Annotated in this window: 9 protein-coding genes and 2 pseudogenes; 4 read left to right on the forward strand and 7 right to left on the reverse strand. The window is 68.1% G+C overall.

Annotated elements, in window-relative coordinates:
- Complete coding sequence (locus QXK92_RS24540; RefSeq protein WP_371934303.1) at window positions 1-642, forward strand: hypothetical protein; 642 nt, start codon at window positions 1-3, stop codon at window positions 640-642.
- 76 nt (window positions 643-718) lie between these two features.
- Here QXK92_RS24540 and pcrA read toward each other — a convergent pair whose 3' ends face one another.
- Entirely contained in the window at window positions 719-3,052 is a 2,334-nt protein-coding gene (gene pcrA / locus QXK92_RS24545) for a DNA helicase PcrA (RefSeq protein WP_306245909.1), read from the reverse strand.
- 52 nt (window positions 3,053-3,104) lie between these two features.
- Window positions 3,105-5,099 (reverse strand): PPE family protein, encoded by a 1,995-nt coding sequence (locus QXK92_RS24550; RefSeq protein ID WP_306245911.1) that lies wholly within the window; start codon window positions 5,097-5,099, stop codon window positions 3,105-3,107.
- Between the two features lie 343 nt (window positions 5,100-5,442).
- On the opposite strand from QXK92_RS24550, the gene QXK92_RS24555 reads away from it, so the two are divergent.
- The 3 genes and pseudogenes from QXK92_RS24555 (at window position 5,443) to pgi (ending at window position 8,218) form a co-directional block, all read left to right on the forward strand.
- Window positions 5,443-5,757: a chorismate mutase gene (locus QXK92_RS24555; RefSeq protein ID WP_306245914.1), complete on the forward strand. Its 315-nt coding sequence runs from the start codon at window positions 5,443-5,445 to the stop codon at window positions 5,755-5,757.
- Between the two features lie 38 nt (window positions 5,758-5,795).
- Window positions 5,796-6,434, forward strand: a pseudogene (locus tag QXK92_RS24560) (alpha/beta hydrolase-fold protein).
- Between the two features lie 122 nt (window positions 6,435-6,556).
- Entirely contained in the window at window positions 6,557-8,218 is a 1,662-nt protein-coding gene (gene pgi / locus QXK92_RS24565) for a glucose-6-phosphate isomerase (RefSeq protein ID WP_306245915.1), read from the forward strand.
- Between the two features lie 77 nt (window positions 8,219-8,295).
- On the opposite strand, the gene QXK92_RS24570 is transcribed toward pgi, so the two are convergent.
- The 5 genes and pseudogenes from QXK92_RS24570 to QXK92_RS24590 all read right to left on the reverse strand — a co-directional run bounded on the left by QXK92_RS24570 (window position 8,296) and on the right by QXK92_RS24590 (window position 13,207).
- Window positions 8,296-9,045 (reverse strand): SDR family oxidoreductase, encoded by a 750-nt coding sequence (locus QXK92_RS24570; RefSeq protein WP_306245917.1) that lies wholly within the window; start codon window positions 9,043-9,045, stop codon window positions 8,296-8,298.
- 16 nt (window positions 9,046-9,061) lie between these two features.
- Window positions 9,062-9,529: a zinc finger domain-containing protein gene (locus QXK92_RS24575; protein WP_306246478.1), complete on the reverse strand. Its 468-nt coding sequence runs from the start codon at window positions 9,527-9,529 to the stop codon at window positions 9,062-9,064.
- A gap of 153 nt (window positions 9,530-9,682) precedes the next feature.
- A pseudogene (locus tag QXK92_RS24580) lies at window positions 9,683-9,925 on the reverse strand (DNA-formamidopyrimidine glycosylase family protein); the annotation flags it as partial.
- Window positions 9,926-9,949: 24 nt separating this feature from the next.
- A complete protein-coding gene (locus tag QXK92_RS24585; RefSeq protein WP_306245919.1) occupies window positions 9,950-11,440 on the reverse strand; it encodes a PE family protein in 1,491 nt (496 codons plus the stop codon).
- A 120-nt stretch (window positions 11,441-11,560) separates the two neighbouring features.
- The gene (locus QXK92_RS24590; RefSeq protein ID WP_306245921.1) at window positions 11,561-13,207 is read right to left on the reverse strand and encodes a PE family protein; all 1,647 of its coding nucleotides are present in this window, start codon (window positions 13,205-13,207) and stop codon (window positions 11,561-11,563) included.
- Window positions 13,208-13,298: the final 91 nt, after the last annotated feature.

Genomic DNA, 13,298 nt, shown 5'->3' on the forward strand with positions numbered 1-13,298 from the left:
GTGACCGGGCCGAACGTTCCGTCCGCAAGCGAGAACCCGCCCCAACCCGCTGAACCTGCCGAGCCCGGCGCGTCTGTTGCACCCGCCGAGCCCGGTGCACCTACTGAACCTGCCGAACCGCCCCCCGAGCAGCGGACCAAGATCATCCGGCGGGCGCCGACCGGTCCGCTGCCCCCGATAGCAGCTCAGCCGACTACCCAAATCCCCCGTAGCGCAATGCCTTTGGATGCCTCCATGCGAGGGGGTATTCCGCCGCTGCCCGCAGTGCTGCGGCAGGAGCCCAGCGCCGGGACGGCGGTGGCGGCCAGCGCGGTGAGCATCGTCAGTGGGTGGGCCACCTCGGTAGTCACCACCGATCTGATTGCCGGCTGGTGGCAGACCGACCGGCTGTTCTGCATCGCCGTCGGATTCCTCGCACTCGTCTTCGCGCTCACCACGATTTGCGGCGTGATCATGGTGCTGTTGCGCCGGCCGTACGGGCGGTACCTGATCGTGGCGGGCGCGGTCGTCGCCCTGTTGACCTACCTCGGGGTGTTCATCGCGGGTGCCCGGGTGGGGTGGATCGTGCACCTGCTGCCGCTTCTGCCGGTCGCCAGCGTGGTGCTGGCCATGCTGCCGGACACCAAGCGCTGGGCCGAATAGCCGGGTCCACCGAACGTGAACTGGCGGCGGCTTTTTCGCGGTTTTTTCGCCGTGCCTTCACGCTCGGCGGCGGGTTTTAGAGCTTGCTGATCGGCGCGTGGTTGTGCATCAGCTTGACCCGGCCGGCACTGCCGAAGTCGATCAGCGACATCGCCGATTCGCCGACGCCGGACACTTCCTCGACGCGCCCCAGGCCGTACTTGTCGTGCGTCACCCGATCGCCGGGCTCCAGCACCACCAGCGGCCGCTTGCTCGCGCCGGAACGGGTGGGCGCCGACCGCGGCGTACCGAACCGCCCGGCGCCGCTCACCGGCGCGCTGAACGACGCCTTGGGCGCGACCCGGCGCCAGTCGATGAGCTGTTGCGGAATCTCGCGCAGGAAGCGCGATTCCGGGTTCAGCATCGGCTGGCCCCAGGAGGACCGGACGATGGCCCGGCTGACGTACAGCCGTTGCCGGGCCCGGGTGATGCCGACGTAGGCCAGGCGCCGTTCTTCGGACAGCTCCATGGGGTCGTCCAGCGCCCGCATGTGCGGGAACATGCCGTCCTCCCAGCCCGTCACGAACACCACCGGAAATTCCAGGCCCTTCGCGGTGTGCAACGTCATCAGGGTGACCAGGCCGGCGCCGTTCTCCGGGATCTCGTCGGAATCGGCGACCAGCGACACCCGCTCCAGGAACGCCGCCAGCACACCAGTATCGGGGACGTCCTCGTCCTCCGGCGCGTCATCGGCCAACGCGGCGGCGTTCGCCAGGTCGGTGCTGAATTCGTGTGCGACGCTGACCAATTCGTTGAGATTGTCCAGCCGCGCCAGCTCCTGCGGATCGGTCGAAGATTCCAGCTCGCGGCGATACCCGGTGCGCTCGAGCACCGCCTCGACGAGCTCGCCCAGATCGTCGTCGAGGTGCCCGCGCAGCTCGTCGAGCATCTCCACGAAGCCGGCGATCGCCTTCTCGGCGCGGGTGTTAAGCATCGGCACCTTGCCCTCGGCGGCCGCCTGCAGGGCGTCGGCGAAACTGGCGCCGGTGTTCTCGGCATGCACCGCGACGCACGCCTCGGCCCGATCCCCGATGCCGCGGCGCGGGGTGTTGAGAATGCGCCGCATGCTCACCGCGTCGCCCGGGTTGTCCAGCACCCGCAGGTAGGCGACGATGTCGCGAATCTCTTTGCGCTCGTAGAAACGCACTCCCCCAACGACTTTGTACGGGATGCCGGCGCGGATGAAGACTTCTTCCAGCGAGCGCGACGAGTTGTTGGTGCGGTAGAAGACGGCGACGTCGTTGTAGGTGATGTCGCCCCGGTCGGCCAGCGCGTCGATCTCGTCGGCGACGAACCTGGCCTCATCGTGCTCGTTGTCGGCCACGTACCCGACGATCAACTCGCCCTCGCCGGCATCGGTCCACAACCGCTTCTCGCGGCGCCCTGTGTTGCGGGCGATCACCGAGTTGGCCGCCGACAGGATGTTCTGCGTCGAGCGGTAATTCTGTTCCAGCAGAATCGTTGTCGCGTCCGGGTAGTCGCGCTCGAAGTCCTCGATGTTGCGGATCGTCGCGCCGCGGAAGGCGTAGATGGACTGGTCGGCGTCGCCGACGACGCACAGTTCGGCGGGCGGCACGTCCTGCTCGGCATCCACCGATCCATGCCCCACCAGTTCCCGCACCAGCATGTACTGCGCGTGGTTGGTGTCCTGGTACTCGTCGACCAGCACATGGCGGAACCGCCGCCGGTAGTACTGCGCGATGTCCGGGAAAGTCTGCAGCACGGCGACGGTCTCGCCGATCAGGTCGTCGAAGTCGAGCGCGTTCGCCGCACGCAACCGGCGCTGGTATTCGCCGAACACCGATGCGACCGTGCGGGCCAGGTCGTCGGACTCGTCGGTCAGGTTGGCCACCGCCTGATGCGGGTCGATCAGTTCGTTCTTCAGGTTCGAGATGGCGTTCGCCAGCAGGCGCGGCGAGTACCGCTTGATGTCCAGGCCCATGTCGCGGCCGATCATCTGCAGCAGCCGGCGCGAATCGTCGGCGTCGTAGATGGAGAAGTTGGAGTTGAGGCCCTCGATCAGCGACGCCTGGTTGCGCAGGATCCGCACACAGGACGAGTGAAACGTCGACACCCACATGTAGCGGGCCCGGTCGCCGACCAGACCCACCACCCGCTCCCGCATCTCGGCGGCGGCCTTGTTGGTGAAGGTGATGGCCAGGATCTGACCCACGCTGACGCCGCGTTCGGCGATCAGGTAGGCGATACGGCGCGTCAGCACCGCCGTCTTACCGGAACCGGCGCCGGCGACGATCAGCAGCGGTGAACCTTGGTGCACCACCGCCTGGCGCTGCTGCGGGTTGAGGCCGTCCAGGAGTTCATCAACCGCGCTGGGACGGGGGTACTTGGCTTGGGTCGCGTGCACACTCATGTCGGTCCAAACTTACCGCCGCCCGGCGACAGCGGTGCCGACCAGCCTGGGCCTACTGGCCGAATCCCGATTGCTTGACGCCGGAGTGGTTGGATCCCGAACTGTCCGTGCCCGAGTTTCCGAAGCCCGAGTTGCGCGTACCGGAGTTGGCATACCCGGCGTTGTCCGAGCCGGTGTTCATGAACCCGACGTTGCCGGTGACACCGCCGTTGGCGTAGCCGACGGAGAAGTTGGCCGTATTCGAGATACCGATGCTGTTGACGCCGGAATTGAAGAAGCCGGTGTTGCGGGTATTCGTGTTCTGGAATCCGGTCTGGAAATTGCCGACGTTGCCGTAGCCCTCGCTGTTGTTGCCGACATTCTCGAATCCGGACGTGTTGTTGCCGTTGTTGTTGAATCCCGACGTGCCGGTACCGGTGTTGCCGAAGCCGGAACTGGACAGCCCTGTGTTGATCGCACTTCCGAAGCCGGTGTTGACGAATCCCGCGTTTCCCGCGCCGGTGTTGATGTTTCCCGAGTTCCAGAAGCCGGTGTTGGTGTTACCCGAATTCCACAACCCGGTGTTGCCGGTTCCCGAGTTGCCGTAGCCGACGCTGCTGGCACCGGAGTTGCCGAAGCCGACGGTTCCGGTGGTACCGGAGTTGAACGCCCCTACTGCCTGTCCACCCCCGTTGCCGAAGCCCACGTTGTTGCTGCCGGCGTTCCAGAAGCCCAGGTTTCCGTTGCCCGAGTTGCCGAACCCCACATTGGTGCTCGTCGTGTTGGAGAACCCGGTGTTGACGTTGCCGGAGTTCCAGAAGCCGGTGTTGGTGTTGCCGGTGTTGCCGAACCCCGTGTTCACGTTGCCGGAATTGCCGATGCCCCAGTTACCGTCGCCCGAGTTGAAGAACCCGACGTTGTTGTTGCCGGAGTTGAACAGGCCGATGTTGCCGACCCCGCCGTTGAGACCGTTGAGGTTGATGCCGAACTGATTGTCGCCGGTGAGCCCGATGCCGAAGTTATTGTTGCCGTGATTCCCGAAGCCCAGGTTGTTGTTGCCGAGGTTGCCGAAGCCGATGTTGAAGCTGCCCTTGTTGCCGACGCCGACGTTCGTGCTGCCGAGGTTGCCGTTACCCAGGTTCGCATTGCCCCGGTTGCCGAAACCGTAGTTGCCGGTGCCGGCATTTCCGCTGCCGACATTGAGGTTGCCGGTGTTGCCGTTTCCGATATTGCCGCTGCCGCTGTTGCCGCTTCCGATATTGCCGCCGGCAGTGGCCTGCGAATTGCCGAAGCCGATATTTCCGTTGCCCCGGTTGCCGCCACCGAGGTTCCGGGTCCCAGTGTTGCCGCTGCCGAGATTGAAACTGCCGGTGTTGCCGTCGCCGAGGTTGAGGATTCCGTTGAGGTTGCCGCTGCCGAGGTTGAGATTGCCCTTGTTGCCGCTGCCCAGGTTGACGTTGCCGGTGTTACCGCTGCCGAGGTTGAGGTTGCCGATGTTGCCCAGGCCCAGGTTCCCGGCGCCGATGTTGCTGACGGCGGAGAACAATCGCGGCAGTAGCTGATCCCACGACGGCAGCGCCTCCGCCACCGCTGACGCCCCGGTGAGGTATCCGACCATCGCCGCGACGTCCTGGGCCCACATCTCCTCGTAGACCGCTTCGGTGGCCGCGATCGCGGGGGCATTCTGGCCGAACAGGTTCGACAGCACCAGGTGCACGATCTGAGAACGATTGGCGGCCACAGCGATTGGTTGAATCATTGCCGACTGCGCGGCCTCGAACACGCCGGCGATCGTCCGGGCGTGGCCCGCCGCACCGGCGGCCTGCTCGGCCGCCAGGTTCAGCCAATTCGCATAGGGCACCGCCGCGCCCGCCATCGCCGCCGACGCCGGGCCCTGCCACGCCTGACCCACCAGTCCCGCCGTGACCGCACCGAACGACGATGCCGCGGCGCTCAGTTCCCCGGCCAGGCCGTCCCAGGCCGTCGCCGCTTCCAGCAGCGGACCCGGCCCCGCCCCGGTGAACATCAGCATTGAGTTGATCTCTGGCGGCAACACCGAAAAATTCATCACAGCCCCTCCGAGCGACCCCAACCACGGCGAGTAGAGAGCCTACGACCATGCCGGTGCCGCTTCCGGTATTTCCGCGATTTCAGTTCGCTTGCCGCACAACACCCGACGTCCGGTTGACCGCACGTCGGGCGCGCGCTCCGGACCCACCCTTCAGGTCACTTCCTGACGCGTGTTTTTGCACCCGTAAGCCAGTTGGTGGCACACTCGGTGCGTGCTCAACACGCAGCCCCGATTTTTCTACGGGTACCGGCCAGCGGTGCCCGTGGTCTAGCTGCTTTCGCAGAGCCCCGTGGTCCGCTTCCGGATTCGGGGCTCGTCTCTTATGTGAGGCCCACACCGGATGAGACCAGAACCACCACCTCACGAGAACGCGGAGATTGCAGAAATGAACACCGAGACCATCGCTGCCGAACAGCTCAGCATCGACGAGTTGCGCGGAGAGATCGACCGGCTGGATGCCGAGATCCTGGCCGCGGTCAAACGGCGCGCCGAGGTATCCCAGGCGATCGGCAAAGTCCGGATGGCCTCCGGCGGCACCCGGCTGGTGCACAGCCGCGAAATGAAGGTCATCGAACGCTACAGCGAACTGGGTCCCGAGGGTAAAGACCTCGCGATGCTGCTGTTGCGTCTGGGCCGGGGACGACTCGGCCACTAAACGACTACTACCGTCATTACTTTCGGCGAATTCCGGCTTTGCCGGGGTACATTTCGCCGGATATAGGCACGGCATCGCCACCTGCTGTTTCGTGGTTACGCCGGCTGATATCGCTGTCAGCCGCAGCGTTGCTCGCCGCGCCGGGCAGGGTCCCGGGACAATCGGTTACGGCGTCGGCATGGTCTCGGCAGGGCACACCGATCGAGTACCTGATGGTCCCGTCGGCGTCGATGAACCCTCGGGTCAGGGTGGAGTTTCAGGGCGGAGGCACCCGTGCGGTGTACCTGCTCGACGGCATGCTGGCCCGCGACGATTTCAACGGCTGGGACATCCACACTCAAGCTGGTACCGGCCGGCGGTCGGCGGCAAGGGCACCTTCAGCTAGAAGTGGGAAACCTTCCTCACCGAGGAGTTGCCGGCCTGGCTCGCGGCGAACGGGACGATGAGCGCCTCCGGCAACGCGGTGGTGGGCGCGTCGATGTCCGGTTCGGCCGCCCCGCATCTGGGTGTACACGGGCAACGGCCGCGGCTCGGATCTATCCGCCAAGCTGGACGCAAGCCTGCTGGAAAGCGCCACGCGCATCAGCAACACGGTCTTCCAGTCCAGATACCAGGCCACGGGCGAGCGAAACGGTGTCTTCAACTTCCCGGCCAGCGGAACCCACACCTGGTCTTAACGGGGCGAGCAACTACAGGCGATGCTGCCGGACCTGCAGCGGGTGCTCGGCGGTGGCCCGCGCTGAGTCCCCGGATTCTCCGGCTCGGTGGCAGCCGCGGGAGCTCGCACTAGGGTCGAAATATGACCTCCGAATCCATTCCCGACATCACCGGCACTTCGGCGTGGGATGCCCTGCGCAAGCATCACGATCAGATCGGAGCCACCCACCTTCGCGAACTCTTTGCCGAGGATCCCAACCGCGGCCGCGACCTGACCCTCACCGTCGGTGACCTCTACATCGACTACAGCAAACATCGCATCACCCGCGAGACGGTGCGGCTCCTGGTCGACCTCGCCCACGCGGCGAACCTGGAAGAACGTCGCGACGCCATGTTCGCCGGCGCCCACATCAACACCTCGGAGGACCGCGCGGTGCTGCACACCGCGTTACGGCTGCCCCGCAACGCCGAGCTGATCGTCGACGGCCAGAACGTCGTCCGCGACGTGCACGAGGTCCTCGACGCCATGGGCGACTTCACCGATCGGCTGCGCAGCGGCGACTGGAAGGGCGCCACCGGCGAGCGGATCAAGACCGTGGTCAACATCGGGATCGGCGGTTCGGACCTGGGCCCGGTGATGGTGTACCAGGCGCTGCGCCACTACGCCGACGCGGGCATCTCCGCGCGGTTCGTCTCCAACGTCGACCCGGCCGATCTCGTCGCCACGCTCGCCGACTTGGAGCCGGCCACAACGCTTTTCGTGGTCGCATCAAAGACGTTCTCCACCCTTGAGACGCTGACGAACGCCACTGCCGCGCGGCGCTGGCTGACCGATGCGCTCGGCGACTCCGCGGTGGCCAAGCACTTCGTCGCCGTGTCCACCAACAAGCGGCTCGTCGACGAGTTCGGGATCAACACCGACAACATGTTCGGGTTCTGGGACTGGGTCGGCGGCCGCTACTCGGTGGACTCGGCGATCGGGCTGTCGGTGATGGCCGTCATCGGCCGAGAAGCGTTCGCCGACTTCCTATCCGGTTTTCACATCGTCGACGAACACTTCCGCACCGCCCCGCTGGAGTCGAATGCGCCTGCGCTGCTTGGCCTTATCGGTTTGTGGTACTCCAATTTCTTCGGCGCGCAATCACGCGCGGTGTTGCCCTACTCCGACGACCTGGCCCGCTTCGCGGCATATCTGCAGCAGCTGACCATGGAATCCAACGGCAAGTCCACCCGTGCCGACGGCTCGCCGGTGACCACCGACACCGGCGAAATCTATTGGGGCGAGCCGGGAACGAACGGCCAGCACGCGTTCTACCAGCTCCTGCACCAGGGCACGCGTCTGATCCCCGCCGACTTCATCGGATTCAGCCAGCCGCTGGACGACCTGCCGACCGCCGAGGGCACCGGCAGCATGCACGACCTGCTGATGAGCAACTTCTTCGCCCAGACCCAGGTCCTGGCCTTCGGCAAGACCGCCGAGGAGATCGCCGACGAGGGCACCCCGGCCGACGTGGTGCCGCACAAGGTGATGCCCGGAAACCGGCCCTCCACCTCGATTCTGGCGACCCGGCTCACCCCCTCGGTGCTGGGCCAGCTGATCGCGCTCTACGAGCATCAGGTGTTCACCGAAGGCGTGGTGTGGGGTATCGACTCCTTCGACCAGTGGGGAGTCGAACTCGGCAAGACGCAGGCCAAGGCGCTGCTGCCAGTGATCACCAGCGACGCGGCGCCAGAGAAACAATCGGACAGCTCGACCGATGCGCTGGTGCGCCACTACCGGGCCGAGCGCGGCCGATCGCAGTAAAGCCCACCGCGAGTGTGGATTTCACGACGCGACACGCCGGTGGAGCGTCGTGAAATTCACACCCGAGCAGGAGAGATCTAGGCGAAGCGCTTGGTCAGCGGCGGCGGTAGCACTCGCATCAGCTGAACTAGCGGCGCCCACGGCCACCACGGGACGGCGGCCCGGCCAGGCTCACTTTCGATGGCGGCGACGAGCTTGCGGACGCCGGTTTCGTTGTCCACCATCAGCATTGTGGTGCCGGACTTCGCCGTCATCTCCGACTCGATGTAGCCCGGCTCCATCACGGAGACCTTGATCGGACCTTTGGCGTACTCGGCACGCAGCGATTCACCCAGTGAGCTGAGTCCGGCTTTGCTTGCGGCGTAGGCGGCTTTGACGCCGGGGACACCCTTGTTGCCAAGCACCGACGAGATGAGCACCAGGTGGCCCGAACCGCGCTTGTTGAACATCTCCAGCGCGGTTTCGATCTGGACCAGTGCCGCGATCAGATTGGTTTCCAGGGTCGCCTTATTCGCCCACAACTTGCCAGAGCCCAGGCGAGCCCCCTTGCCGATACCGGCGTTGACGATGATGCGGTCGATCCCGCCCAGTTCGTCGCTCAGCTCGGCGAACACTTTCGGCACCTGGTCGTGGTCGTTGACGTCGAGCTGCGCCACCGCGATCTTGATCGACGGATACTGTTGCGACAGTTCGTCTTTAAGCTCGTCCAGGCGGTCGGTGCGGCGGGCGCACAGTGCCAGGTCACGGCCCTTGGCAGCGAACGCGCGGGCCATGCCGGCGCCCAGGCCGGAACTGGCTCCGGTGATGAGGATTTTCTGGCGGGTCACTCAGGCAGCATATCGATCACTTGAGCAGCCGGGACATGCGCCGGTCGGCCAGCACCTTTCCGCCGGTCTGGCATGTCGGGCAGTACTGAAAAGACTTGTCCGCGAAAGACACTTCACGCACCGTGTCGCCACACACCGGGCAGGGCAGGCCGGTGCGGGCATGCACCCGCAGCCCCGAGCGCTTCTCGCCCTTGAGCATGGCGGCGCCCTGGCCGACGGATCGGCTCACGGCGTCGGTGAGGACGGAGATCATCGCGTCATGCAGGGTGGTGAGCTGTTCGGCGGACAGTTTGGCGGCGGTGGCGAACGGCGACAGACGCGCAACGTGCAAGATCTCGTCGCTGTAGGCGTTGCCGATTCCGGCGATGACCTTCTGGTCGGTGATGACGGTTTTGATCCGGCCGGTGTTGCCGGCCAGTATCCGGGCCAGGTCATCGGGGCCGAGTTCCAGGGCGTCCGGCCCGAGCGAGGCGATCTGCGGCACCTGTTGCGGGTCGCGAACCAGCCACACCGCCAGGCGCTTCTGAGTGCCGGCCTCGGTGAGGTCGAAGCCCGGCGCCTCGCCGGGAGTGCCCAGGTGCACGCGCAGCGCGATCGGCCCCTTGCCCGGCCGCAGCGGCGCCGCGGCAAGCTTGTCCGACCAGCGCAACCAGCCCGCGCGCGACAGGTGCGTGATCAGCCACAGGTCGCCCGCCTGCAGACCGAGGTATTTACCCCACCGCCCGGCGCCCAGGACGGTCTGCCCGTGCAGGGCGGTGAGTGGCGGATCGAACGTCTTGAGCACTGACAGCGCGGCGACGTCGACACGGCCGACCGTCAGACCGACGGCGTGCCGGCGCAGGTGGTCGGCCAGCGCTTCGATCTCGGGGAGTTCGGGCACGAGTCCAGTCTGCCGGACGTGCGGTTACAGAGCGGCGCCCGGCGTCCCGGGCGTTCCGGAGATCAGGCCCTTGGCGCCGCCGCTGCCGGCCACCAAACCGTCGCCGCCGTCGCCGCCGTTGCCATACAGAGTGGCGTTCCCGCCGGCGCCGCCGTTGCCGTTGACGCCGGCCAGCGGGGTCGGCAGACCTGTCCCCTGACCCGCCGGCCCCCCATAGCCGCCGTTACCGCCGGCTCCGCCGTTGCCGGTCAGTCCTGCGGCGCCACCAGCGCCGCCCGACCCGGCCGCGCCACCGTCACCCGCGGCATTGGATAGCGCGGCGACACCCATGTTCCCGCCCCGTCCGCCGTCGCCCCCGAAGCCGCCGGCGCCACCGTCGCCGAGGAAATATCCGCCGCGGCCACCCACACCCCCGAAGCCGCCGGCACCGCCGTCGCCGCCGTCGTAGTACCGGGCACTGCCGCCGAATCCGCCCAGCCCGCCGTTACCGCCGGCACCGCCCCTACCGAACAGTCCGGCGTCGCCGCCCGCGCCGGCAGTCAGACCGGCCGATCCGCCGTTGGCACCCAGGAAGACCTGCGGACCGCCACCGACCATCCCGCCGCCGTTCCCGCTGTCTCCGCCGTCGCCCCCGTTGCCTGTCAGCCAGCCGGCGTGACCGCCGTTGCCGCCGATTCCGCCGCTGCCGCTGGTGCCGGGGGTCGACGACGGGCTGTTGCTGGTGGTCCCCGTGGCCTGTCCGCCGGTGCCACCGGCCGCGCCGCTGCCGCCGTCACCGAACAGGAAGCCACCCCGGCCGCCGGCCCCGCCATTGCCGCCGGTGCCGCCGTTGGCGCCCGCTGCGCCGGTGCCGCTGGTAATGACACCCGCACTTCCGCCCAGGCCGCCCGTGCCACCCGCCCCGCCGTGGCCCCAGATCCAGCCACCGGCCCCGCCGACACCACCGTTGCCGCCGGCCTGGCCCGCGACTCCGGCCGCGCCGTTGGCTCCGGCCCCGCCGGCCCCGCCGGCACCGCCGTTGCCGAACAATCCGGCCGACCCGCCGTTACCGCCGGCCACGCCGGCAGCCCCTGCCGCGCCGTTCCCGCCGTTGCCCCACAGCAGGCCGCCGTCCTGTCCGCTCGCACCGGGAGTCGCGCCGTTCGCGCCGTCGCCGATCAGCGGCCGATTGAGCAGTGCCTGGGTCGGTGCGTTGATCACGCCGAGGGCTTGCTGCGCGGCGGTCTGCAGTGCGTTCGACGCTTCGGCGCCCGCGTACTGCGCGGCGCCCCCGCTCATCAGGGCAACGAACTGCTCATGGAACAGCGCCGCCTGGGCGCTCAGCGCTTGATATGCCTGGGCATGACCGGCGAACAAGCCGGCGATCAGGGCTGACACCTCGTCGCCACCGGCGGCCACGACGGCTGACGTTGGGAAGGCGGCGGCGAGATTCGCCTGGCTGATTGTGGACCCGAGACTGGCAAGATCCGACGCGGCTGCGGTCACGAACTCCGGCGATGCGATAACGAACGACACTGCCCAACCCCCTCGGCCCACCGCGCCGTTCCCCCCGGGGCGGTAGCACCCACGATAGTGCGATCAAGATCACATTTCGTGGCTTTCGGCCGTAATCCGATTGAGCCGTAATCAAACCCCTCAGGGCGGGCCGGCCGCTCCGGGCTGGCCGAACAGCTTCCCGCCGGTCCCTCCCGGGCCACCTTTGCCGGTGCCGATCCCGACACCGCCGTCGCCGCCGTTGCCGATCAGGACCGCGTTGCCGCCGGCGCCGCCGTTGCTGGCGTTGCCACCACCGCCGCCGTTGCCACCGGCGCCGCCGTTGCCGAAGAACAGGCCGCCGTTGCCGCCGGCCCCGCCGTTGTTAGTCGAGACGGTCAAGTTTTGTCCGTTGGTACCGCCGCTGGCCCCGGCGCCGCCGTTGCCGAACAGCTGTGCCGAGCCCCCAGCGCCCCCTTCACCGCCGGGGCCGCCCTTGCCTTGGAAGGCCCCGGTTCCAGCGCCACCACCGTCACCTCCGGCGCCCCCGGCGCCGCCAGAACCGCTCAGGAATCCGCCGCTCTGGCCCACGCCGCCGGCGCCACCGGCGCCGCCGTTACCACCAATCGTGCCAGGAGCGCCCGACGACGAGCCGCCTCCACTTGCCGACCCGCCTGCTCCACCGGCCCCGCCTGCCCCATGCAGCCATCCGCCGATTCCACCCCCGCCACCCATGCCGCCGTCGCCACCGTTGCCGCCGCGGAAGTGCGCTGACGCGCCTGCGCCGCCGCCTCCGCCGGCGCCGCCGTGACCGCCACTCCCGATCAGCCCTGCGTTGCCACCAGCCCCAGCCAACGCGCTGGCGCCACCGTTGGCACCGTTCGAAGGAGTCGTGCCAGGTGTGCCGACGCCCCCCGAACCACTGTTGCCGCCGGCCCCACCGTCGCCGAAGAAGAACCCAGCGTCTCCGCCGCGGCCACCCACACCTCCACCGCCACCGGTGCCGCCGACGGCGGATGCGCTCTGGCCACTGGTAGCCGTTCCGCCATCGCCGCCGAATCCACCGGCTCCACCGGGTCCGCCGAGAAGGCCGCCATGTCCGCCGATACCGCCCGCACCACCCGCGCCGCCGGCCCGGCCCGCATCGCCGAGGTAACCGGCCGCGCCGCCCACCCCGCCGGCCCCGCCGGCACCGCCCGCACCGAACAGCCAGCCCCCGGCTCCGCCGGCACCACCATTGCCGGCCGCACCACCGACGCCGGTCGCCACAGACGAACCCGGCACACCGGCGCCACCCGCCCCGCCAGCCCCACCGTTACCGAAAAGCCCTGCCGCACCACCGCTTCCGCCGTTCTGACCGGCCGCGCCGGAACCGCCCCGGCCGCCGTTGCCGACCAGCAGACCACCGGCCCCACCATTGCCGCCGGTTCCGTCGACCCCGTCGGCACCGTTGCCGATCAGCGGCCGACCCAAGATCGCCTCTGTCGGTGCGTTGATGAGGTTCAGCGCCTGCTGGATCGGTGCCGCGTTGGCCGCCTCCGCGCTCGCGTATGCGCCGGCGCCCGCGTTCAGCAACTGCACGAATTGCTGATGAAACGACGCGGCCTGTGCGCTCAGCGCCTGATAGGCCTGCGCGTGCAGGCCGAACATGGCCGCCACTGCCGCCGACACCTCATCGGCGCCGGCGGCCAGCACCGCCGACGTCGGCGCCGCCGCGGCAGCACTTGCCTCGTTGATCGACGAACCGATGCCTGCCAGCTCCGTCGCCGCCGCAGCGACCCATCCCGTCGACGCGTACACGAAGGACATGCGGCAGCCTCTTCCCGATCAGACGTCAGCCGAACTTCACGTGGAAGCGGATGCTACCGCCGTGAGCGGGCGGTCGACCCGGAATCGGCCG

It is taken from the genome of Mycobacterium sp. TY815 (assembly GCF_030755135.1).
Classification (GTDB): Bacteria; Actinomycetota; Actinomycetes; order Mycobacteriales; family Mycobacteriaceae; genus Mycobacterium.